Source organism: Xanthomonas sp. LMG 12461, from assembly GCF_009192935.1.
GTDB lineage: Bacteria > Pseudomonadota > Gammaproteobacteria > Xanthomonadales > Xanthomonadaceae > Xanthomonas_A > Xanthomonas_A sontii.
In genome coordinates, this window is sequence record NZ_NQYT01000027.1 from 1 (window position 1) to 20,803 (window position 20,803).

The 20,803-nt window shown below is 70.8% G+C and carries 21 protein-coding genes; 9 read left to right on the top strand and 12 right to left on the bottom strand.

The features are described 5' to 3' along the window. The coding region (gene hrpB, locus CEK68_RS07585; RefSeq protein WP_152239027.1) for an ATP-dependent helicase HrpB at window positions 1-1,817 on the top strand (1,817 nt) is incomplete at its 5' end. Between the two features lie 115 nt (window positions 1,818-1,932). After that, entirely contained in the window at window positions 1,933-2,343 is a 411-nt protein-coding gene (locus CEK68_RS07590; protein WP_017908157.1) for a hypothetical protein, read from the top strand. A 193-nt stretch (window positions 2,344-2,536) separates the two neighbouring features. On the opposite strand, the gene CEK68_RS07595 is transcribed toward CEK68_RS07590, so the two are convergent. Both CEK68_RS07595 and CEK68_RS07600 read right to left on the bottom strand, forming a co-directional pair. Beyond that, window positions 2,537-3,073 carry a pseudouridine synthase gene (locus tag CEK68_RS07595; RefSeq protein ID WP_152239028.1) on the bottom strand — a complete coding sequence of 179 codons (537 nt, stop codon included), beginning with the start codon at window positions 3,071-3,073 and terminating at the stop codon, window positions 2,537-2,539. Between the two features lie 85 nt (window positions 3,074-3,158). Then, a complete protein-coding gene (locus CEK68_RS07600) occupies window positions 3,159-4,016 on the bottom strand; it encodes a class I SAM-dependent methyltransferase (RefSeq protein WP_010343706.1) in 858 nt (285 codons plus the stop codon). A gap of 175 nt (window positions 4,017-4,191) precedes the next feature. Between CEK68_RS07600 and CEK68_RS07605 the strand changes: the two genes are divergently transcribed. The 3 genes from CEK68_RS07605 (at window position 4,192) to CEK68_RS07615 (ending at window position 7,382) form a co-directional block, all read left to right on the top strand. Further along, window positions 4,192-5,151 (top strand): aldo/keto reductase, encoded by a 960-nt coding sequence (locus tag CEK68_RS07605; RefSeq protein ID WP_152239029.1) that lies wholly within the window; start codon window positions 4,192-4,194, stop codon window positions 5,149-5,151. Further along, complete coding sequence (locus CEK68_RS07610; protein WP_152239030.1) at window positions 5,148-6,185, top strand: NADP-dependent oxidoreductase; 1,038 nt, start codon at window positions 5,148-5,150, stop codon at window positions 6,183-6,185. The genes CEK68_RS07605 and CEK68_RS07610 overlap by 4 nt, the downstream gene beginning before the upstream one ends. A gap of 327 nt (window positions 6,186-6,512) precedes the next feature. Continuing rightward, on the top strand, window positions 6,513-7,382 hold the full coding sequence (locus CEK68_RS07615; protein ID WP_152239031.1) for an IclR family transcriptional regulator C-terminal domain-containing protein: 870 nt from the start codon (window positions 6,513-6,515) through the stop codon (window positions 7,380-7,382). A 235-nt stretch (window positions 7,383-7,617) separates the two neighbouring features. On the opposite strand, the gene pcaC is transcribed toward CEK68_RS07615, so the two are convergent. From pcaC to CEK68_RS07655, 8 genes are all read right to left on the bottom strand, one after another. Then, a complete protein-coding gene (pcaC, locus tag CEK68_RS07620) occupies window positions 7,618-8,022 on the bottom strand; it encodes a 4-carboxymuconolactone decarboxylase (RefSeq protein WP_152239032.1) in 405 nt (134 codons plus the stop codon). A gap of 39 nt (window positions 8,023-8,061) precedes the next feature. Beyond that, on the bottom strand, window positions 8,062-8,841 hold the full coding sequence (gene pcaD / locus CEK68_RS07625; protein WP_152239033.1) for a 3-oxoadipate enol-lactonase: 780 nt from the start codon (window positions 8,839-8,841) through the stop codon (window positions 8,062-8,064). Window positions 8,842-8,953: 112 nt separating this feature from the next. Continuing rightward, complete coding sequence (locus CEK68_RS07630; protein WP_152239034.1) at window positions 8,954-10,306, bottom strand: 3-carboxy-cis,cis-muconate cycloisomerase; 1,353 nt, start codon at window positions 10,304-10,306, stop codon at window positions 8,954-8,956. 66 nt (window positions 10,307-10,372) lie between these two features. After that, window positions 10,373-10,930, bottom strand: coding sequence for a protocatechuate 3,4-dioxygenase subunit alpha (gene pcaG / locus CEK68_RS07635; protein ID WP_017916007.1), 558 nt, complete (start codon window positions 10,928-10,930; stop codon window positions 10,373-10,375). Window positions 10,931-10,934: 4 nt separating this feature from the next. Continuing rightward, a complete protein-coding gene (pcaH, locus tag CEK68_RS07640) occupies window positions 10,935-11,654 on the bottom strand; it encodes a protocatechuate 3,4-dioxygenase subunit beta (protein WP_017908147.1) in 720 nt (239 codons plus the stop codon). Window positions 11,655-11,740: 86 nt separating this feature from the next. Continuing rightward, window positions 11,741-12,949, bottom strand: a complete 1,209-nt coding sequence (pcaF, locus tag CEK68_RS07645) for a 3-oxoadipyl-CoA thiolase (RefSeq protein ID WP_152239035.1) — start codon at window positions 12,947-12,949, stop codon at window positions 11,741-11,743. Next, window positions 12,946-13,617 (bottom strand): 3-oxoacid CoA-transferase subunit B, encoded by a 672-nt coding sequence (locus tag CEK68_RS07650; protein WP_193314136.1) that lies wholly within the window; start codon window positions 13,615-13,617, stop codon window positions 12,946-12,948. Before CEK68_RS07650 ends, pcaF begins: the two co-directional genes overlap by 4 nt. Then, on the bottom strand, window positions 13,605-14,294 hold the full coding sequence (locus CEK68_RS07655; protein WP_017911717.1) for a 3-oxoacid CoA-transferase subunit A: 690 nt from the start codon (window positions 14,292-14,294) through the stop codon (window positions 13,605-13,607). Before CEK68_RS07655 ends, CEK68_RS07650 begins: the two co-directional genes overlap by 13 nt. A 328-nt stretch (window positions 14,295-14,622) precedes the next feature. Here CEK68_RS07655 and CEK68_RS07660 point away from each other — a divergent pair, with 328 nt between their 5' ends. The 3 genes from CEK68_RS07660 to CEK68_RS07670 are packed head-to-tail and all read left to right on the top strand — an operon-like array spanning window position 14,623 to window position 17,511. Continuing rightward, complete coding sequence (locus tag CEK68_RS07660; RefSeq protein WP_017916012.1) at window positions 14,623-15,699, top strand: aromatic ring-hydroxylating dioxygenase subunit alpha; 1,077 nt, start codon at window positions 14,623-14,625, stop codon at window positions 15,697-15,699. 29 nt (window positions 15,700-15,728) lie between these two features. Beyond that, complete coding sequence (locus CEK68_RS07665) at window positions 15,729-16,478, top strand: GntR family transcriptional regulator (RefSeq protein ID WP_152239036.1); 750 nt, start codon at window positions 15,729-15,731, stop codon at window positions 16,476-16,478. Window positions 16,479-16,527: 49 nt separating this feature from the next. Next, window positions 16,528-17,511, top strand: coding sequence for a PDR/VanB family oxidoreductase (locus CEK68_RS07670; protein ID WP_152239037.1), 984 nt, complete (start codon window positions 16,528-16,530; stop codon window positions 17,509-17,511). Window positions 17,512-17,598: 87 nt separating this feature from the next. Here the strand turns inward: CEK68_RS07670 and CEK68_RS07675 are convergent, their stop codons facing one another. Both CEK68_RS07675 and pobA read right to left on the bottom strand, forming a co-directional pair. Next, a complete protein-coding gene (locus tag CEK68_RS07675) occupies window positions 17,599-18,087 on the bottom strand; it encodes a nuclear transport factor 2 family protein (protein WP_152239038.1) in 489 nt (162 codons plus the stop codon). Between the two features lie 473 nt (window positions 18,088-18,560). Further along, a complete protein-coding gene (gene pobA, locus CEK68_RS07680; RefSeq protein WP_152239039.1) occupies window positions 18,561-19,739 on the bottom strand; it encodes a 4-hydroxybenzoate 3-monooxygenase in 1,179 nt (392 codons plus the stop codon). Between the two features lie 93 nt (window positions 19,740-19,832). Here pobA and CEK68_RS07685 point away from each other — a divergent pair, with 93 nt between their 5' ends. After that, a complete protein-coding gene (locus CEK68_RS07685; RefSeq protein ID WP_017916016.1) occupies window positions 19,833-20,732 on the top strand; it encodes a helix-turn-helix domain-containing protein in 900 nt (299 codons plus the stop codon). The last annotated feature ends 71 nt before the right edge of the window (window positions 20,733-20,803 follow it).

Sequence of the window (20,803 nt, forward strand, 5' to 3'; positions counted from 1 at the left end):
CTGCGCGCCACCTTCTCCCGGGGGGAGAAGGGAGCGGAGTGGAGGTCTTGCCGCTGCATGGCGAGTTGCCGGTGGAGCAGCAGACCAAGGTGTTGCAGCCCGATCCGCAGGGGCGGCGGCGCGTGGTGCTGGCGACCAACGTCGCCGAGTCCTCGGTGACGCTGCCCGGGGTGCGCGTGGTGATCGACGCCGGGCTGGCGCGGGAGCCGCACTACGATCCCAACAGCGGCTTCTCGCGGCTGGACGTGACCGCCATCGCCCAGGCCTCGGCCGATCAGCGCGCCGGCCGCGCCGGCCGTGTCGCCAGCGGCTGGGCCTACCGGCTGTGGCCGCAATCGCAACGCCTGGAGGCGCAACGCCGCGCCGAGATCCTGCAGGTGGAACTGGCCGGGCTGGCGCTGGAACTGGCCGCCTGGGGCAGCGATGGCCTGCGCTTCGTCGATCCGCCGCCGGCCGGCGCACTCGCCGCCGCCCGCGAGCTGCTGCAGCGGCTCGGCGCACTCGCAGAGAGTGGTGCCATCACCGCCAGCGGCCGGCGCATGCTCGCGCTGGGCACGCATCCGCGGCTGGCGGCGATGCTGCTGGCCGCTGGCGATGCGCGCGCACAGGCACTGGCCTGCGACCTCGCCGCGCTGATCGAAGCGCGCGATCCGCTACGCCAGGGCGGCGATGCGCTGGCCGTGCGCTGGCGCGCCCTGGCCGCGTTCCGCCACGGCCGCGTGCCGCACGACGCCAACCGCAGCGCGCTGGCGGCGATCGATGCCGCCGCCAAGCAGTGGCGACGGCGCCTGCGCAGCGACGCCGCCGCGCCGGACAGCGTGGAGGCGCACGAACTCGGCGATCTGCTCGCGCACGCCTTTCCCGACCGCGTCGGCACGCGTCACCCCAGCGATCCGCTGCGCTACCAGCTGGCCAATGGCCGCAGCGTGCGCTTGTTCGACAACAGCGACCTGCGCGGCGAGCCCTGGCTGGTCGCCACCGAACTGCGCCACGAGGCCAAGGACGCGTTGCTGCTGCGCGCCGCGCCGGTGGACGAGCGCTACCTGCGCGCGCAGTTTCCGCAGCGCTTCGCACAGGAAGACGTGGTGCGTTGGGACCCGGAACGGCGCGCGCTCACGGCGCTGCGCGAAACTCGTTTCGATCGCATCGTGCTCGACTGCCGCCCCGCCGGCCGGGTCGAGCCGGCGCAGGCAGCCGCGGCGCTGACCGAGGCGGTGCGCGAATTGGGGCTGCAGGCGCTGCCCTGGAGCGAGAACCTGTCGCAATGGCGCGCACGGGTGGCGGGACTGCGCCAGTGGATGCCGGAACTGGAGCTGCCGGACCTGGGCGATACCGCGCTGCTGGCCAGCCTCGACGACTGGCTCCGCCCGGCCTTCGCCGGCAAGACCCGGCTCGATGCGCTGAGCGAGGACGAGCTGGGCGAGGCGCTGAAGGCGCGGCTGCCGTGGGACCGCCGCCAGGCCATCGACCGCCATGCCCCGATGCGCATCGCGGTGCCCTCGGGCATGGAACGGCGCATCGACTACAGCCTGGACCATGCCGGGCAGCCGCAGCCGCCGGTGCTGGCGGTCAAGCTGCAGGAACTGTTCGGCCTGGCCGACACTCCGCGCATCGCCGACGGCCGCGTGCCGCTGCTGCTGCACCTGCTCTCCCCCGGCGGGCGGCCGCTGCAGGTCACCCAGGACCTGCGCAACTTCTGGTCCAACACCTATCCGGAAGTGAAGAAGGAAATGAAAGGCCGCTATCCGCGCCACCCGTGGCCGGACGACCCCTGGACCGCCACCGCCAGCCATCGCGCCAAGCCGCGTGGCACCTAGCGGGTCTGGCGCACCGCATTCAGCGGGCAGACGAATCCGCGGCGCTGCGCTAACGCCCCGTATACGGTACGAGGGCGACACTGCAGCCCTTCATTCCTGCCAGTAGGGGACGCCCATGAGCAAGCTGACCATCATCACCGATCGCGCCCTGGATCTCGCCAGCCACGCCGGCGACAGCCTCAAGCACTTCGGCCCGCAGGCGAACAAGTGGCTGCAGTCGGGCAAGGCGATGGGCGCGCTCAAGGCGGGCGCCGCGATGGGTGCAGTGAAGACCGGCTCCAAGGTCGCGCGCACCGCCGTGCGCCGCAACCCGGCCATCGCGATCGCCGCTGCCGCCGTGGGTGTGGGTCTGCTCGGCTACGCCATCTACCGCAAGCGCCAGCGCGACAAGGGCGCGCCGATCGAAGGCAATGCGCAGCGCATCGAAGCCGCCAACAAGCGCGGCAACGTCGGTGCGCGCCGCAGCGCTGCCAGCACCCGCGGCACGCGCCGCAATGCCGCAGCGCAGGACGCCACCGAAGAGTGAGATCCGCGCACTGCCTCTGACGGCAGCCGCCGCATGCAACGCAGCGGCCGGGAGACATCCCGGTCGTTTTTTTATGGTTCGCCGCGCTTCTGCTTTTCCAACGCTGGAGCGGCTTCAGCTGCGACCGAGGCGTCACCGATGCGCTCCGGTCGCGGCTGACGCCGCTCCTGCGGGTCATTCGGCACAACACGCACTACAGCGCGCGCCAGGCCCCCGGCGCCAACCCGTCCAGGCGGTGCGCGCCCATCGCCGCACGCACCAGGCGCAGGGTCGGCAAGCCGACCGCGGCAGTCATCCGCCGCACCTGGCGATTGCGGCCTTCGCGCAGCACGACCTGCAGCCAGGCATCGGGCACGCTCTTGCGGAAGCGCACCGGCGGGTCGCGCGGCCATAGCGATGGCGCCGCCTCCAGCAACGTCACCTCCGCCCGCGCGGTTGGACCGTCGTTCAACAGCACCCCGTCGCGCAGGCGCTGCAGTTGCTCCGGTTGCGGCGTGCCCTCCACCTGCACCCAGTAGGTCTTGGGCTGTTTGTGCCGCGGATCGGTAAGACGGTGCGCCAATGCGCCATCGTCGGTCAGCAACAGCAGGCCCTCGCTGTCGTAGTCCAGGCGTCCGGCCGCGTACACGTCGGCGGGCAGGCCGAATTCGGCCAGGGTGCGCCGCGGCGGCGTGCTGCGGTCGGTGAACTGGCACAGCACGTTGAAGGGCTTGTTGAAGGCGATCAGCATCGACGGGAACGGCAGCGAACCTGCGCCGCACAGCGCGGCGCAGGCATTGTCCCATGCGCGCGCGGCGTGCCGCCTGCGCGCCGGCTCAACGCTTGACGAATTTCAGGGTCATCCGGTCGCTCTCGCCGATCGCCTGGTACTTGGCATCGTCGGCGGCCTCGTGCTGGTTGCTCGGCGGCAGCGTCCACACACCGCCCGGATAATCCTTGGTGTCGCGCGGATTGGCGTTGACCTCGCTCTTGCCGGCCAGCTTGAAGCCGGCCGCCTCGGCCATGGCGATCACCTGCGCCTGACCGACATAGCCGCTCTTGTCGTCGGCCGGCACGTCGGCCTTGGCACGGTGCTCGACCACGCCGAGCACGCCGCCGGGCTTGAGCACGTTGTAGAAGCCTTTGAACATGCCTTCGGCCTGGCCGGCCATGCGCCAGTTGTGCACGTTGCGGAAGGTCAGCACCAGATCGGCCGAGCCGGGCGGGCCGAACACCGGTGCGTTCGGCGCATAGGCCACGATGCGCGCGTGGTCGTACTGCGCCGGCGCCGCGGCGAACTTCTGCTCCAGGCCGGCGCGCGCCTTCTGCTGGTAATCGCGGCCGCGGCCTTCCGGCACGGCCGCCGGATCGACCACCGCGGCGATGTACTGCCCGCGCTCGCGCAGGTACGGCGCCAGGATCTCGGAATACCAGCCGCTGCCCGGAGTGACCTCGATCACCGTCTGGGTCGGCTTGATGCCGAAGAATGCCAGGGTCTGGCCGGGATGACGGTAGGCGTCGCGGGCGACGTTGGCGCGGTCGCGCCAGCTGCCGTCGATCGCCGTCTGCAACGCCGCGTCCGGCGCCGGCAGCGTCGCGGTGTCGGCAGGCTTGATCGCCTGCGCGGCAGGGGCGAGCAAGGCGGTGGCGACGGCCAGAGTACAGGCGCAGGCGAGCGAGGTTCGAAGCGTCATGGCAGGCATCCGCAAGAGGAGGTGGGGCGAGCCTAGCATGCGGCCCGACAAGCCCGAATGTTGCGCTCCCGTTAGCACGAATCACGCCGGCGGAACGCTGTTTTCGCGAGCATTGGCCGATCCTTCGACACCCGGCGACTATCCTGTCGCCTTTCCCCACAGTGGAGCGTTTTCCATGCTGCACACGCGCGAACTCGGCCGCTCCGGCCTGCATGCGGCACCGCTGGCGTTCGGCGGTAACGTGTTCGGCTGGAGCGCCGACGCCAAGACCTCTTTCGCCCTGCTCGATGCCTTCGTCGAGGCCGGCTGCAATCTCGTCGACACCGCCGACATCTACTCGGCCTGGGTCCCCGGCAATCACGGCGGCGAATCGGAAACGCTGATCGGACAGTGGCTCAAGCGCAGCGGCAAGCGCGACAAGGTGCTGATCGCGACCAAGGTCGGCAAATGGGCCGAACGCCCGGGCCTGTCGGCCGACACCATCGCCGCCGCCGCGGAGGACTCGCTGCAGCGCCTGCAGACCGACGTCATCGATCTGTACCAGGCGCACGCAGACGACGATTCGGTGCCGCTGGAAGCCACGCTGGCCGCGTTCGGGCGGTTGATCGAACAGGGCAAGGTGCGCGCCATCGGTGCTTCCAACTACAGCGCCGCGCGCCTGCGCGAGGCGCTGAACGTCTCCGCGCAGTACGGCCTGCCCCGCTACGAGACGCTGCAGCCGGAGTACAACCTATACGACCGCGCCGGCTACGAGGCCGAACTGGAGCCGCTGGTGCGCGAACAGGGCCTGGGCGTGCTGTGCTACTACGCGCTGGCCAGCGGCTTCCTCAGCGGCAAGTACCGTCGCGCCGAAGACGCGGGCAAGAGCAAGGCACGCGGCGCCAGCGTGGTCGCGCGCTATCTCAACGCGCGCGGCCTGCGCATCCTCGCCGCGCTCGACGACATCGCCGGCAAGCATGCCGCCACGCCCACGCAGGTGGCGCTGGCCTGGTTGATGGCGCGGCCCGGCATCGTCGCGCCGATCGCCAGCGCGACCAGCCTGGAGCAGTTGCAGGACCTGCTCGCCGCCGCACGCCTGCAGCTCTCGGCCGAGGACATCGCGCAATTGAATACCGCAAGCGAGGAAACCGCATGACCGCCCCCACCCACACCACCCGCATCGTCCTCGCCTCGCGCCCGCAAGGCGCGCCGGGCACCGACAACTTCCGTACCGAACAGGCCCCGATTGCGCCACCCGGCCCCGGCCAGGTGCTGCTGCGCAACCGCTGGCTGTCGCTGGACCCGTACATGCGCGGGCGCATGAGCGATGCGCCGTCCTACGCGCCGCCGGTGCAACTGGGCGAGACCATGGTCGGCAGCACCGTGGCCGAGGTGCTGCAATCCAATTCCCCCGACCACGCACCAGGCGATCTGGTGCTGGTGCAGAACGGCGGCTGGCAGACCCATCTGGTCGTCGACGGCGCCAGCCTGCGGCGCAAGCTCGACCCCAACTCGCCGCTGCCGCCGAGCACCGCGCTGGGCGTGTACGGCATGCCCGGCTTCACCGCCTACGCCGGCCTGCACGAGATCGGCAAGCCGCAGCCGTGCGAGACCGTGGCGGTCGCCGCGGCCACCGGCCCGGTCGGCGCCACCGTGGCGCAGATCGCCAAACTGCGCGGGGCCAAGGTCATCGCCATCGCTGGCGGCGCGGAAAAATGCCGCTACCTGCGCGAGGAACTGGGCGTGGACGTGGCCCTGGATCACCGCGCCAAGGACTTTGCCGAGCAGTTGCGCGCCGCCGCGACCGACGGCATCGACGTGTATTTCGAGAACGTCGGCGGCCACGTGTTCGATGCGGTGCTGCCGCTGCTCAACGATTTCGCGCGGGTGCCGGTGTGCGGCACCATCGCCACCTACAACGCCAACGGCGCCTTGCCGCCGGGGACGGACCGGATGCCGGCACTGATGGGCCAGGTGCTGCGCCAGCGCCTGACCCTGCGCGGCTTCATCGTCAGCGACTTCGTCAAGCTGTATCCGGAGTTCCTGCGCGAGATGGGCGCCTGGCTGGCCGACGGCCGCGTACGCTACCGCGAGCACGTGGTGGACGGTCTGGAAAACGCGCCGCAGGCCTTCATCGACATGCTGAGCGGCGGCAACTTCGGCAAGCTGGTGGTGCGGCTGGGCGACTGAGGCGACAGGTCTGAGGCAGGGTCGCCGGTGGAAGGAACTTCGGTCCCGACCCACCGAGTCACGCCCACCGACCCTCGCACGTCGCGGCTGAAGCCGCTCCCACAGGTGCAGGCACCGGCATTGTCGGGACCTGCACTGTGGGAGGGACTTCAGTCCCGACGCGCCGAATCCGCCCGATCGTGCCGCATTCCAATCTCCGCACGTCGCGGCTGAAGCCCCTCCGACATGTTTCATGACGCGGGCGATCGGCCATCTCGCCACACCGCGGCATCGACGCCCGCGGATGCAGCCACTACCATCGGACGCATCGCCGCCGCCGCCGCTTCCATGTCCGAGTCCCCGCGTCCCCCTCGCGCACGCCGCACCGCGCGTGCCGCCACCGCTCCCACCCCGCCCGAGCGCGGCCTGGCCGCGGAGCTGATGCGGCGCATCGGCGAATGCGAAGGCGATCCGAACTTCATGACCTCGCTGGCGCGCGGCCTGGCCGTGCTCAGCGCCTTCGGCCAGCACAGCCGCGACGTCAGCATGGCTCAGCTCAGCGCCGACACCGGCATCCCGCGCGCGGCGGTGCGGCGCGTGCTGTACACGCTGGAGAAGCTGGGCTATGCCGGCACCCACGGCCGCGGCTACGTGCTGCTGCCGCGCGCGCTGGGCATCGGCAGCGGCTACCTGTCCACCGCCGCGCTGTCGGTGGCGGCGCAACCGGTGCTGGACGCGCTGCGCGACACCTTGCACGAGTCCTGCTCGCTGGGCGTGCTCGACGGCGACGACCTGCTGTACGTGGCGCGTGCGGAAACCGTGCGCATCATGTCGATCGGCCTGCGTGCCGGCAGCCGCCTGCCGGCGTACTGCACCTCGATGGGCCGGGTACTGCTGGCGGCGCAGCCGGGCGACACCTTGAACAGCTATCTGGAGCGCAATCCGCTGCGCCCGCGCACCGAGCGCACCGTCACCGACCGCGCGCAGTTCCAGGCCCTGCTCGAGCGCGTGCAGCGCGACGGCTACGCGGTGGTGGACCAGGAACTGGAGATCGGCCTGCGCTCGGTGGCGGTGCCGGTGCGCAACCGCCAGGACCGCGTGGTCGCCGCGCTCAACGTCGGCAGCTCGGTGGCGCGGATGACCCTGGGCAGCCTGCAGAGCACGGTGTTGCCGGCACTGCGCTACGCGGCGCAGCAGTTGAGCCGCGTGCTGGACTGACCCGCATCCGCCCCTGCTGGGCACCTTCCTCCGGTGGAAGAAGGAAGAGCCAAAGCCCCTCTCCCCCCGGGAGAGGGGTTGGGGTGAGGGTACGGCGCGCGAAGCGCCGCGCGGATCCGGCTTGCGTGAGGCACCGTCGCAGGACCTACAGCAGGCACACTTCGTCCCGTGCACGACGCGGTCGGCGCTCAACCGTGGGCCGCCGCCATCCTCTGCCGCGACAGCAGCGCCGCGCTCAGTCCGCAGCGTTCGCGCCGCCCTCAGCCGCCTGCTCGGCCAGGATCGGCGCGGCCAGGGCGAAGGCGTGGTTGGCCGCGGGCACACCGCAATAGATCGCCGCCTGCAGCAGCACTTCCTTGATCTCGTCGGCGCTGACGCCGTTGTTTCGCGCGGCGCGCACGTGCAGCTTGAACTCTTCGTCGTGGCCGCGCGCCACCATCATCGCCAGGGTCAGCAGCGAGCGCGTGTGCCGCGGCAGGCCCTCGCGGGTCCACACCGTGCCCCAGGCGGTGCGGGTGATGAACTCCTGGAATTCCTCGGTGAACGGCGTGCGTGCGGCCAGCGAGCGGTCGACATGGGCATCGCCGAGCACCGCGCGGCGCACCTGCAGGCCGGCGGCGTAGCGTTCGTTCTCGTGCATCGGGGCGACTCCTGAAACGTGGGGAAAAACGGGTACTGGCTACTGCAGCAGGAAGCGCAGCAGCGCGTCGTTGAAGGCGTGCGGCGACTCGACGTTGCACAGGTGGCGGCCGTGCACCTCGGCATCCTCGCCCTGCGCCACCTGCGCGGCGATGGCCTGCAGATCGGCCGGCGGACACACCGGATCGTCGTGCCCGGCCACGGCCAGCACCGGCACACGGATCTCGCCCAGGCGCGCGCGGAAGTCGGCCTCGGCCAGCGCCTGGCAGCAGCCGATGTAGGCCTGCGCATCGGTAGCGCGGAAGCTGTCCAGGATCGCCTCGACGGTCGCCGGCTGCGCTTCGGCGAAGGCCGGGGTGAACCAGCGCGTGCGGGTGCCTTCGCACAGCGGCGCCAGGCCTTCGGCGCGCACTTGCTCGATGCGCGCCTGCCAGCTCTCGGCGCTGCCGATTTTGGCTGCGGTGGCGCACAGGGTGAGGCTGAGCAGGCGCTCGCCCGCGTGCAGGCCCAGCCACTGTCCGGTCAGCCCACCGATCGACAGGCCGCAGAAATGGCTGCGCTCGATCGACAGCGCATCCCAGAGCGCCACCACGTCGCCGCCGAGGTCGGCGATGGCATAGGGCGCCGGCGGGGTGGTGGACGCGCCATGGCCACGACGGTCGTAGCGCAGCACGCGGAAGTGCGGCGACAGCGCGGCAATCTGCGCGTCCCACATGTGCAGGTCGGTGCCGAGCGAGTTGCACAGGGTCAGCCACGGACGGCCTTCGCTGCCGTCGATGCGGTAATGCAGACGATGCGTGGGCAGGTCGAGGATGGGCATGGGCGGCGCTCGCAGGGAAAGTGGAAGGGGCCACGGCGGCACGCAACCGCGCGGCACCGACAAGTCTAGAACGTGGCGCCGACACTGCGGCAGACAGGCACGGCGCGGCGCCTCACCCGCGCGCCTGCGCGGCGAGCACGCGCTCGATCCACACCGCTGCCATGCCGCGCCAGCTGTCGCTGGCGAACAGCGCATCCAGATCCGCCGGCGCCAGCACCGCGGTCACCTGCGGCTCCTCGGCCAGCACCGCGCGCAGGTGCTGCTGCGTGGCCAGCGCGCGGCGCACCGCGGTTTCCACCAGCGCGTGCGCGGCGGCCTTGCCCAGATGCGCGGCCAGGGTCACCGCCACCGCCTCGGCGTAGAGCAGGCCGCCGTGGCTGTCCAGATGCGCGGCCATGCGCGCGCGGTCCAGCTCCAGGCCCTCGACCAGCACCCGCACCTGGGCCAGGCTGCCGGCGCTCAGGCGCACCAGTTCGGGCAGGGTCTCCCATTCGGCATGCCAGCCGCCGACCGCGCGCTCGTGTTCCTGCGGCAGCGCCGCGAACAAGGTCGCCAGCAGGCCCGGCGCGCGCGTGGCCGCGGCGATCGCGACCACGCAGCCGACCGGATTGCGCTTGTGCGGCATCGCCGAGGAGCCGCCCTTGCCCGCCGCCGCCGGCTCGAACGCCTCGGCCACTTCCGACTGCATCAGCAAGGCCACGTCGCGACCGATCTTGCCGAGGCTGCCGGCGAGCAGCGCGAACGCCGCGCCGATCTCGCCGATACGATCGCGCGCCGCGTGCCAGGGCAGCGCCGGCAACGGCAGCCGCAATTCCTCGGCCAACGCCTCGGCCACGGCCAGGCCCTGCGACTGCAGCGCAGCCAGGGTGCCGGCGGCACCGCCGAACTGCAGCACCAGGGCATCCTCGCGCAGCGCCTGCAGGCGTCGGCGGCTGCGCTGCAGCGCGTCCAGCCAACCCGCGGCCTTCAGCCCGAAGGTCACCGGCACCGCCTGCTGCAACAGGGTGCGCCCGGGCAGCCCGGTGTCGCGCTCGCGCTGCGCCAACGCCGCCAGCGCCGTGCACAGCGCGTCCAGTTGCGCTTCCACGTGGTCGAGCGCGGCGCGCAGTTGCAGCACCGCGCCGCTGTCGATGATGTCCTGGCTGGTCGCGCCCCAGTGCACCCAGCGCGCGGCGTCTTCATTGGCGGCGGCGACCTGCGCGGTGAGCGCCTTGACCAAGGGAATGGCCGGATTGCCGGCCAACGCGGTGGCGGCGGCCAGCGCCGGCAGGTCGTAGCGCGCAGCATCGCAGGCGGCGGCGATCGGCGCCACCGCGTCGGCCGGGATCACGCCGCAGCGTGCCTGCGCGCGCGCCAGCGCCGCTTCCACGTCGAGCATGGCCTGCAGGCGCGCGCGGTCGTCGAACAGCGCATCGACGGCCGGATCGCCGAACAGCGGACGCAACAGGGACTCGGAGACGCTCATCGGTTCGTAGGCGGTGGAGAGATCATGCAGCGTAACCGCTGCAGCCTGTGCGGGATGTCGCTGCGCTCAGTAGCGGAAGAACACAGTCTCGTGCTCGCCCTGCATGCGCACGTCCCACTGGTAGCGGTTGGGCGCCTGCGGTTGCGCGACCAAGGTGGCGCGGCGCTCGGCCGGCACCTGCGCCAGGATCGCGTCGCCGTCCAGGTCGTCGTCGCCGAAGTACAGCCGGGTCGGTGCGGCGCGCAGCAGGCCGCGCATGAACACCAGCACCACCAGGTGCGGCGCCTGCAGGCCCTTGGGCCCGGCGACGCGGCCGGGCTTGACCGTGCGGAAGGCGAAGCGCCCCTGCGCGTCGGTCGGTACCCGGCCCCAGCCATGGAAGGCCGGATCGTGGTCGCCGCGGCGCGGATCGGCGGCATGGTCGTAGATGCCGGCGGCATCGGCCTGCCAGATCTCCAGCAGCGCATCGCCGACCGGTGCGCCGTTGCCGTCGAACACGCTGCCGACGATCTCCACGTGGGTGCCCTGCGCCTGTGGCGGCGCGATCTCGGTGCGGTACAGCGGTTCCAGCCCGATCCGGTAGTAGGGACCGACCGTCTGCGAAGGGGTTGCCTGGAAACTCATCGCCTCACTCCCAAGGGGTCTGCTTGCGTCCGCGCAGGACGATGTCGAAACGGTAGCCCAGCGCGAACTCGTTGGCGGTGGTCTCCCAGTCGAACGCGGAGACCATGCGCTCGCGCGCCTTCGGGTCCTCCACGCAGTTGAAGATCGGGTCGAACGCCAGCAGCGGATCGCCGGGGAAATACATCTGCGTGACCAGGCGCTGGCCGATGCCGTCGCCGTGCAGCGAGAAGTGGATGTGCGCCGGGCGCCATGCGTTGTAGTGGTTGCGCCACGGATAGGCGCCGGGCTTGATGGTGGTGAAGCGGTAGCGGCCGTGGTCGTCGGTCAGCACCTGGCCGGTGCCGGTGAAGTTGGGATCCAGCGGCGCGTCGTGCTGGTCGCCGGCGTGCAGGTAGCGGCCGGCGGCATTGCATTGCCACACCTCGACCACGCTGTTGCGCACCGGCTTGCCGTTCTCGTCGAGCAGGCGCCCGCTGACGATGATGCGCTCGCCCAGCGGCGCGCCGGGAAAGCCGGCGGTGAGATCGGCGGCGTGTTCGCCCAGGGTGGTGCGGTCCAGGGTCGGGCCGGTCGCTTCGGACAGGGTCAGCGGGATCGCGATCGGATCGCGGGTCGGGCCGCGCGCGCCGGTGGAGGCGTAGGGCGGGTGCAGGTAGGCCGGCTGCGTCCCGGGGTACGGGCGCCGATAGCCGAGCAGGGGATCGATGGGGGTATCGTCGCGCATCGTGCGGTCTCGCTGGCTCCACGCGGAGCCGGTTGGCTGGAAGAATGATGCAGGCGTATGCGGCGCAGCGTCGATGGCGCGAGCGGCTACAGCCGCTCGATCGCCAGCGCCACGCCCTGGCCGACGCCGATGCACATGGTCGCCAGACCGCGGCGACCACCGCTGGCCTCGAGCTGGCGCAGCAGGGTCAGGGCGAGGCGCGCGCCGCTCATGCCCAGCGGATGACCGAGCGCGATCGCGCCGCCGTTGGCGTTGACGTGTGCGGCATCGTCGGCGACGCCGAGTTCGCGCAGGCAGGCCAGGCCCTGCGCGGCAAACGCCTCGTTGAGTTCGATCGCATCGAAGTCGCCGATGGACAGCCCCAGCCGCGCCAGCAGCTTGCGCGTGGCCGGCACCGGGCCGATACCCATGTAGGCCGGCTCCACGCCGGCGCTGGCGAAGCCCAGCACGCGTGCACGCGGGGTCAGGCCCAGCGCCTGCACCTGCGCGTCGCTGGCCAGCAGCAGCGCGGCGGCACCATCGTTGATGCCCGAGGCATTGCCGGCGGTGACGGTGCCGGGCTGGCGGAAGATCGGCTTGAGCCTGGCCAGCGCCTCAAGGGTGGTGTCGGCGCGCGGATGCTCGTCGACGCTGACCTCGACGGTCTCGCCACGCTTCCTGCCCGGCGCGGTCACCGGCACGATCTCGCCGTCGAAGAAGCCGGCGGCCTGCGCGGCGGCGGTGCGCTGCTGGCTGCGCAGGGCGAAGGCGTCCTGGTCCTCGCGCGAGATGCCGTAGCGTGCGGCTACGTTCTCGGCGGTCTCGCCCATCAGCTCCACGCCGTACAGTTGCTGCAGCTTCGGATTGACGAAGCGCCAGCCCATGGTGGTGTCTTCGAGCTGCTGGTTGCGGGCGAAGGCGCTGTCGGCCTTGCCCATCACCCACGGCGCGCGCGACATCGACTCGACGCCGCCGGCGATGGCCAGGCCCAGCTCGCCGGCGCGGATGCCGCGCGCGACGGTGCCGATGGCATCCAGGCCGGAACCGCACAGGCGGTTGACCGTGCTGCCCGGCACGCCGAACGGCAGGCCCGCCAGCAGCAGGCTCATGCGCGCGACATTGCGGTTGTCCTCGCCTGCCTGGTTGGCGCAGCCCAGGTAGACGTCGTCGAGTTGCGCCGGATCCAGCTGCGGCTGCCGCGCCTGCAGCGCCTGCAGCGGCACTGCGCCGAGGTCGTCCGCACGCACCCCGGCCAGGGCGCCGCCGTAGCGGCCGATCGGCGTGCGAATGCCGTCGATGATGTAAGCCTCGTTCATGCCGCCTCCGTGGAATCGGCCAGGGTCAGCGCCAGCCCGGTGGCCTGGCGCAGGTCGTCCAGGCTCACGTCCTCGACCAGTTCGAGCACGCGCGCGCCGTCCGGCCCGAGCGCGAACACGCCCAGGTCGGTGTACACCCGCGACACGCAGCGCAGCCCGGTCAACGGATAACTGCAGGCGTTCACCAGCTTGGGCTCGCCGCGCTTGGTCAGCAGTTCCATCATCACGTAGACCTGCTTGGCGCCGATCGCCAGGTCCATCGCGCCGCCGACCGCCGGGATCGCATCGGCCGCGCCGGTGCTCCAGTTGGCCAGGTCGCCGTGCACCGACACCTGGAACGCGCCGAGCACGCACACGTCCAGGCGCCCGCTGCGCATCATCGCGAACGAGTCGGCGTGGTGGAAATAGCAGCCGCCGGTCAGCAGTGTCACCGGCTGCTTGCCGGCGTTGATCAGGTCCAGGTCCTCCTGGCCCGGCGGCGGCGCCGGCCCCATGCCGAGCAGGCCGTTCTCGCTGTGCAGGAAGATCTCCTTGTCCGCCGGCAGGAAGTTGGCCACCGCGGTCGGCAGGCCGATGCCCAGGTTGACGTAGGCGCCCTCGGGGATGTCGCGCGCCACCCGTGCGGCCAGCGCGTTGCGGTCGATGCCGCGCCCGTTCAATGCGTGCATGCGCCCTCCTGTGCGGTGGCCACCGCCACCACCCGTTGCACGAAGATGCCCGGCGTCACCACCGCTTCCGGGTCCAGTGCGCCGAGTTCCACCACTTTCTCCACCTGCACGATCGCGCAGGTCGCGGCCATCGCCATCAGCGGGCCGAAGTTGCGCGCGGTCTTGCGGTACACCAGGTTGCCCCAGCGGTCGCCGTGGTGCGCCTTGATCAGCGCGAAATCGGCGCGGATCGGATACTCCAGCACGTAGTGGCGGCCGTCGATCTCGCGGGTCTCCTTGCCGGCGGCCAGCTCGGTGCCGTAGCCGGTCGGGGTGAAGATCGCACCCAGGCCGTTGCCGGCCGCGTGGATGCGCGCGGCCAGGTTGCCCTGCGGCACCAGCTCCAGTTCCAGCTCGCCGGCGCGGTAGGCCGCGTCGAAGTGCTGCGAGTCGCTCTGCCGCGGGAACGAGCACACGATCTTGCGCACGCGCTTGTGCTTGATCAGCGCGGCCAGCCCGGTCTCGCCGTTGCCGGCGTTGTTGTTGACGATGGTCAGCTCGCGCGCGCCCTGCGCGATCAGCGCGTCGATCAGCGCATCGGGCATGCCCGCAGTACCGAAGCCGCCGATCATCACCGTGGCGCCATCGTGGATGTCGGCCACTGCGTCGGCGCACGAAGCCAGGGTCTTGTCGATCATCGGCGCCGCTCCACCGTCGCCGGCCGGGGGCGCAGCGCGCGTCGGCGCAAGCGCATTACAAGGTCTGCCACGACATCCTCCTCCAGGTCGGTCCGGGAGGCCACGTTAGGCCGGCACTGGCGGGCGGTCAATCCGATTATCGGATGCACAGTTCGATAAACGAACAATTTAACGATGTGGCAACGGCGCGCCGGCTCATCCCTGTTGTATACATTCGGCCATCGCCGCGTATCGGGCGATGGCGTAAAGGCAGCGCCCGCTCGCCCTCCGCCCGCAACACGCAAGGATCTTCCCCCAGCCTGTTGTATACACAATCGAGGTCGCCGCCATGCAGTCGTCCACTCCGGCATTTCCGCTCAATGCCTGGTACGCCATCGCCTGGGATCACGAGGTCAAGCACGCGCTGCTGCCGCGCAAGGTGTGCAATCTGGACATCGTGCTGTACCGCACCAGCAGCGGCCGCGTGGCCGCGCTCGAGGACGCCTGCTGGCATCGGCTGGTGCCGCTGTCGATGGGCCGGCTGCGCGGCGACGACGTGGTCTGCGGCTACCACGGCCTGGTCTACGACGCGAACGGGCGCTGCGTGCACATGCCCTCGCAGGACACGATCAACCCTTCCGCCTGCGTGCGCCGCTTCCCCACCGTGGAACGGCACCGCTACGTCTGGGTGTGGCCGGGCGACGCGGCGCTGGCCGACCCCGCGCTGGTGCCGGACCTGCACTGGAACGACGACCCGGCCTGGGCCGGCGACGGCCGCACCATCCACGTCAAGTGCGACTACCGGCTGGTGCTGGACAACCTGATGGACCTGACTCACGAGACCTTCGTGCACGGCTCCAGCATCGGCCAGGACGAGGTCGCCGAGGCGCCGTTCGACGTGGTCCACGGCGAACGCAGCACGGTGGTCTCGCGCTGGATGCTGGACATCGACCCGCCGCCGTTCTGGGCCTGGCAGATCGAACATGCGCACGGCTACCGCGGCAAGGTCGACCGCTGGCAGATCATCCGCTTCGAGGCGCCCTGCACCATCGCCATCGACGTCGGCGTGGCGGTGGCCGGCAGCGGCGCGCCGCAGGGCGACCGCTCGCGCGGGGTCAACGGCTACGTGCTCAACACCATCACCCCGGAAACCGATCGCACCTGCCACTACTTCTGGGCATTCGCGCGCAACCATTCGTTGCACGAGCAGTCGATCACCACGCGCCTGCGCGACGGCGTCAGCGGTGTGTTCGGCGAGGACGAGCTGATCCTGGAAGCGCAGCAGCGCGCCATCGACGCGCATCCGGATCACGTGTTCTACAACCTCAACGTCGATGCCGGCGGCATGTGGGCGCGGCGGCTGATCGAGCGCATGGTCGCCGCCGAGCAGCGCAACCAGGACCTGCAGCTGCGCATGGTCGGATGAACCGCCGCCAGGATCCCGGAGCCACCGCCATGTCCGCCGCGCATCCGTTCCGCTCCAGTGCCGCGCAGACCACCCGCGCCCTGCTGGAAGTGCGCGAGCTGATCCTGGCCGGCGCCCTGCCCGCCGGCGAGCGCTTGTCCGAGGTTGCGCTGGTGGAGCGCCTGGGCGTCTCGCGCACGCCGGTGCGCGCCGCCCTGCAGCGGCTGGCCGAGGAAGGCCTGGTGCAGCCGCTGCGTGGCGGCGGCTACGCGGTGCAGGCGTTCGACGAGGCCGATGTGGACGACGCCATCGAACTGCGCGGCACCCTGGAAGGGCTGGCCGCGCGCCGCGCGGCCGAGCGCGGTGCCGAGCCGGCCTTGCTCGCGCGGGCGCAGGCGTTGCTGGCGCAGATCGACGCCGTCCTGGCGACGCGACCGCTGAGCGAGGAGGCCTTCGCCCACTACGTCGACGGCAACGCACAGCTGCACGCGCTGCTGTTCGAGATGGCCGGCAGCGCGCTGCTGTCGCGCGAGTTCGCGCGGGTAGCGCAGTTGCCGTTCGCCTCGCCGAGCAGCTTCGTACTCGAACGCAGCCAAGCCGCCACCGTGCTGTCGATCGCGCAGGACCAACACCGTCAGGTGCTGGACGCGATCGTGCGCCGCGAAGGCGCGCGCGCCGAAGCGCTGATGCGCGAACACGCGCGGCTGGCGCAGCGCAACGCCCATCACGCCCTGCACGACCAGAACGCGCTGGGCCAGATCCCCGGCAGCCGTCTGCTGCGGCGCCGCCCACCCGCCTGATCGCGGCGCACAGACGCCCGTCTCCCCTTCCCGCCTGCCGGACCCCGCCATGCGCAAAGACACCCAGTGGACCATCGCCCGCGTCGTCGCCGTCGCCACGCCGTGCCAGGACGTGCGCGAGATCGTCCTCGATCCCGGTCGCGCCAGCCGCCCGTTCACCGTGGGCAGCCACCTCGACGTGCGCGTGCGCATCGGCGAGGCCTGGCACGAGCGCTCCTACTCGCTGGTCGGCGAGCCCGCCGCAGACGGCCACTACCGCATCGCGGTGCGCGCGGTGCCGGGCAGCCGCGGCGGGTCGCGCGCGATGTGGACGCTGGCGCCAGGCGACCAACTGGAGATTTCCTCGCCCAACAACCACTTCGCGCTGGACGAGACCGCCGAGCACATCGTGCTGGTCGCCGGTGGCATCGGCATCACCCCGATACTGGGCATGGCGCAACGGCTGGCGCGCGGGCGCATCCCGTTCCAGCTGCTCTACGCCGGCCGCAGCCGTGCCAGCATGGCCTACCTGGAGCATTTGCAGGAGCTGCTGGGCGAGCGCCTGCGGCTGTTCTGCCCGGAGCATCTGGGTCAGCTCGAGCTGGCAGCGCACCTCGCGCAATGGCCTCGCAACGCCGACGTCTACGCCTGCGGCCCGCTGCCGCTGCTGGACGAACTGCGGCAACGCTGGCGCGACGACGGCCGCGCCCGCGCGCGCCTGCACTTCGAGACCTTCGGCAACAGCGGCAACGCACCAGCGCAGCCGTTCGTGGTGCAGGTGCCGGCGCTGGGCAAGACCGTGCAGGTCGCCGAGAACGAGTCGCTGCTGGACGCGCTGAGCGCGGCCGGCGTGGAGGTCATGGCCGACTGCCGCCGCGGCGAATGCGGCCTGTGCGTGGTCGAGGTGCTGGACGCGGCCGCGCCGCTGGACCACCGCGACGTGTTCCTCAGCGACGAGCAGCGCCACAGCAACCGCAAGCTGTGCGCCTGCGTCTCGCGCGCGCTCGGCGGCAGCGTCAGCATCGACACCGGCTACCGCGCCGACGCGTTCTGACGCCTGCGCGCTTTCCCCTCGCAGCGCGCAGGCGCCGTCCACGCGGGTGGACGGCGCCTGCCAGCGATCAACGCGCGCGACGCGACCTCACTTGGTCGCCGCGTCCCAGTGCTCCTGGATCTTGCCGTTCTGGATGCGGAACATGTCGAACCAGGTGGTCGTGTAGGTCTTGCTGGCGTCCTTGGGATCGGGCAGCGTGCGCACCGACACCAGGGTCACGTAGTCGCCCTCGGCCAAGATCGCCACCAGCGGCAACTGCACCCGCGGCTGGATCGGCGTCGGCTTGACGAAGGAGGTCAGGAACGCCAGGAACGCATCGCGGCCATTGGCCACGTTCGGGTTGTGCTGGATGTAGTCCTTGGCCATGTACATCGGCGCATATTCGGTGTGCCCGGCTTCGAACACGATGCGCCAGAAGTCGTAGACCAGGCGCTTGTTGGCGCTGGTACGCCAGTCCTCGCCGTGCAGCAGCTGCGCGTGGTTGGGATTGGCGGTGACCGCGGTCTGCGCGAACGCGGACGCGGCCGGGAGCGCAAGCAGCAGCGCCAGCAGACAGGCCTGAAAACGGATCTTCATGGAAGACTCTCCGGTGGGGGAACAGGGGGAATGCGCAGTGCCGCTGCGCTACCGCGATGCGCGGCAACGTCGGCACCGGCGCGGCTGCAGCGTAGCAACGCGCCGTGCCTGCGCGAGGCGGGAAATCGCGAAAAGCACGCGAATTTACCGGCTTTTTTCCTGGTCTGGGAGAATCGCCACAGTTACCTCGACCTCAGAAATGGCGCGGCCGCCACGTACCAAAACGTTCGTATGCGTGGCATGGCGCAGCGACGCACCGACGGTCAACGTCGTCGTCGATAGGCCTTTTGATCGCCGTCATCGATCGCAACGATCGACGGCTCTTCTGTCGAGAATGGGGCCAGTAATTCTGGATTGGAAAATCGCGGAGACGCGCACGATCGACGAGCGCAGAGGGATTGGGACGCGCCTTAGCGAATCGACAATCCCGATTCCCAGGCTTTCCAGCAGCCGAATGGCTGATCATCCCAGCCCTAGACCGCCAACGGCAATCCCGCGTAGTTCTCGGCAATGGTCGCGCGACCGGCAGCGCTGCCGAGCAGGTAGTCCAGTTCCGCATCGTGCAGGCGCCGGCTGAACGCGTCCTCGTCCGGGAAGCGATGCAGCATCGTGGTCATCCACCAGGAAAAGCGCTCGGCCTTCCACACGCGCTGCAGGGCCAGTTCCGAATAGCGCTGCAGCGGCGCGTCGCTGCGCTCCTGCTGCGCCTGCGCGAACAGGTGCGCGAGCAGGCCGACGTCGCCGGCAGCGAGGTTCAGGCCCTTGGCGCCGGTCGGCGGCACGATGTGTGCGGCATCGCCGGCCAGGAACAGGCGGCCGTACTGCATCGGTTCGGCGACGTAACTGCGCAGCGGCGCGATGCTCTTCTCCAGCGACGGACCGGTGACCAGCGCCTGCGCCACGTCGTCGGGAAGACGCCGACGCAGCTCGTCCCAGAAGCGATCGTCCGACCAGTCCTCCACCCGCTCGTCCGCCGGCACCTGCACGTAGTAGCGGGTGCGGGTGGGAGAACGCATGCTGCACAGCGCGAAGCCACGCGCATTGCGCGCATAGATCAGTTCGTCGGCCACCGGCGGGGTGTCGGCCAGCACGCCCAGCCAGCCGAACGGATAGATCCGCTCGTACACACGCAGCACCTCGGCCGGAATCGCGCGGCGGCTGACCCCGTGGAAGCCGTCGCAGCCGACCACGTAGTCGCAATCCAGGCGCTGCGTGACGCCATCCTGCACGAAGCTCAGCCACGGCTGCAGCCCGGCGATGTCGTGCAACTGCACATCCTCGACGGAATAGAGGGTGGCGGCGCCGGCGGCGCGGCGTGCGTCCATCAGGTCGCGGGTCACTTCGGTCTGGCCGTAGACGGTGACCGCACGGCCACCGGTCGCCGCGCTCAGTTCGATGCGTTCGCGGCGCTGCTCCAGCGCCAGCTCGAAGCCATGGTGGACGATGCCTTCGCGCTGCATGCGCGCGCCGGCACCGGCGGCGCACAGCAGGTCGGCGGTGCCCTGCTCCAGCACGCCGGCACGGATTCGCGACAACACGTGCTCGGGCGTCTGCCGCTCGACGATGACGGTGTCGATGCCGTGGCCGTGCAGCAACTGCCCGAGCAGCAATCCGGCCGGGCCGGCGCCGACGATGGCGACCTGGGTACGCATACGTCCTCCGATGGATGGGACAGACCCACAGTGTTCCGCTTGCGGCGTGCCGAGGACATGGATCATCGCGACCGATTCCGGTATTTTTCGCCGATGCCCCGCACTGCCTCCGCCGCTGTCGCGTCGCCCGCCACGGTCCCGGCCTTTCGCCTGTACGGCGAGACCGGCGACAGAGGGACATCGGACCTGTTGCACTGGGAATCCATCGCCGCGCGCAGCCGCCTGCACGACTGGCACATCCGCCCGCACCGCCACGGCGATCTGCTGCAACTGCTGTACCTGCAACGCGGCAGTGCCGGCCTGCACTTGGACGGAACGCAGCAGCGCCTGCGCGGGCCATGCCTGCTGCTGTTGCCGCCGCTGTGCGTGCACGGCTTCCGTTTCCAGCGCAACGTGCGCGGCCATGTCGTGACCGTGTCGGCGCCGCTGCGGCAGCGCCTGGCGGCGCAATGGCCCAATCTGGACGAAGCGCTGGCCCGGCCGCTGTGCCTGCCCGCCGGCGATCAGCAAGCGATGCTGGACGCCTGCTTCGCCGCCATCGCCGCCGAACACACACAGCACCGCCCCGGCCGCGAGCCGATGCTGCAGGCGCTGGTCACGCAGGCCTTGCTGTGGGCGGCACGCGGCGCGCTGGCGGATGCCCATCGCGATCCGCACGATGCCGACCGCGGTGCGCGCCACGTGCGCGCCTATACCGCGCTGATCGACGCGCATTACCGGGAACATTGGCCGCTGGCCCGCTATGCCGACCGGCTCGGGCTGAGCCGCAGCCATCTCAACGCGCTGTGCCGGCGCCTGGCCGGCGCCTCGGCGCTGGAGTTGTTGCAACGCCGGATCATGCTTGAGGCGCGGCGCAGCCTGGTCTACACCACCTTGACCGTGCAGCAGCTGGCCGAAGTCCTGGGTTATGCCGATGCGGCGTATTTCAGCCGCTGCTTCCGCCGGCATGCGGGGTGTTCGCCGATCCAGTTCCGGCAGCGGGCGCAGGGGTGACACGACCCGCAGCCAGTACGGAGATCGCGGTGCGGTCGCTTTACTGTGGGAGGGACTTCAGTCCCGACGCG

What these genes read in the sequence shown, in the direction of transcription:
- CEK68_RS07590 (WP_017908157.1), top strand. Translation starts at nt 1,933, where the DNA reads ATGAGCAAGCTGACCATCATCACCGATCGCGCCCTGGATCTCGCCAGC.
- pcaD (WP_152239033.1), bottom strand. Translation starts at nt 8,841, where the DNA reads ATGCCCATCCTCGACCTGCCCACGCATCGTCTGCATTACCGCATCGAC.
- CEK68_RS07675 (WP_152239038.1), bottom strand. Translation starts at nt 18,087, where the DNA reads ATGAAGATCCGTTTTCAGGCCTGTCTGCTGGCGCTGCTGCTTGCGCTC.
- CEK68_RS07610 (WP_152239030.1), top strand. Translation starts at nt 5,148, where the DNA reads ATGACCGCCCCCACCCACACCACCCGCATCGTCCTCGCCTCGCGCCCG.
- CEK68_RS07605 (WP_152239029.1), top strand. Translation starts at nt 4,192, where the DNA reads ATGCTGCACACGCGCGAACTCGGCCGCTCCGGCCTGCATGCGGCACCG.
- CEK68_RS07595 (WP_152239028.1), bottom strand. Translation starts at nt 3,073, where the DNA reads ATGCTGATCGCCTTCAACAAGCCCTTCAACGTGCTGTGCCAGTTCACC.
- CEK68_RS07600 (WP_010343706.1), bottom strand. Translation starts at nt 4,016, where the DNA reads ATGACGCTTCGAACCTCGCTCGCCTGCGCCTGTACTCTGGCCGTCGCC.
- CEK68_RS07670 (WP_152239037.1), top strand. Translation starts at nt 16,528, where the DNA reads ATGCGCAAAGACACCCAGTGGACCATCGCCCGCGTCGTCGCCGTCGCC.
- pcaG (WP_017916007.1), bottom strand. Translation starts at nt 10,930, where the DNA reads ATGAGTTTCCAGGCAACCCCTTCGCAGACGGTCGGTCCCTACTACCGG.
- CEK68_RS07655 (WP_017911717.1), bottom strand. Translation starts at nt 14,294, where the DNA reads ATGATCGACAAGACCCTGGCTTCGTGCGCCGACGCAGTGGCCGACATC.
- CEK68_RS07665 (WP_152239036.1), top strand. Translation starts at nt 15,729, where the DNA reads ATGTCCGCCGCGCATCCGTTCCGCTCCAGTGCCGCGCAGACCACCCGC.
- pcaC (WP_152239032.1), bottom strand. Translation starts at nt 8,022, where the DNA reads ATGCACGAGAACGAACGCTACGCCGCCGGCCTGCAGGTGCGCCGCGCG.
- CEK68_RS07630 (WP_152239034.1), bottom strand. Translation starts at nt 10,306, where the DNA reads ATGAGCGTCTCCGAGTCCCTGTTGCGTCCGCTGTTCGGCGATCCGGCC.
- CEK68_RS07660 (WP_017916012.1), top strand. Translation starts at nt 14,623, where the DNA reads ATGCAGTCGTCCACTCCGGCATTTCCGCTCAATGCCTGGTACGCCATC.
- CEK68_RS07615 (WP_152239031.1), top strand. Translation starts at nt 6,513, where the DNA reads ATGTCCGAGTCCCCGCGTCCCCCTCGCGCACGCCGCACCGCGCGTGCC.
- pobA (WP_152239039.1), bottom strand. Translation starts at nt 19,739, where the DNA reads ATGCGTACCCAGGTCGCCATCGTCGGCGCCGGCCCGGCCGGATTGCTG.
- CEK68_RS07650 (WP_193314136.1), bottom strand. Translation starts at nt 13,617, where the DNA reads ATGCACGCATTGAACGGGCGCGGCATCGACCGCAACGCGCTGGCCGCA.
- CEK68_RS07685 (WP_017916016.1), top strand. Translation starts at nt 19,833, where the DNA reads ATGCCCCGCACTGCCTCCGCCGCTGTCGCGTCGCCCGCCACGGTCCCG.
- pcaH (WP_017908147.1), bottom strand. Translation starts at nt 11,654, where the DNA reads ATGCGCGACGATACCCCCATCGATCCCCTGCTCGGCTATCGGCGCCCG.
- pcaF (WP_152239035.1), bottom strand. Translation starts at nt 12,949, where the DNA reads ATGAACGAGGCTTACATCATCGACGGCATTCGCACGCCGATCGGCCGC.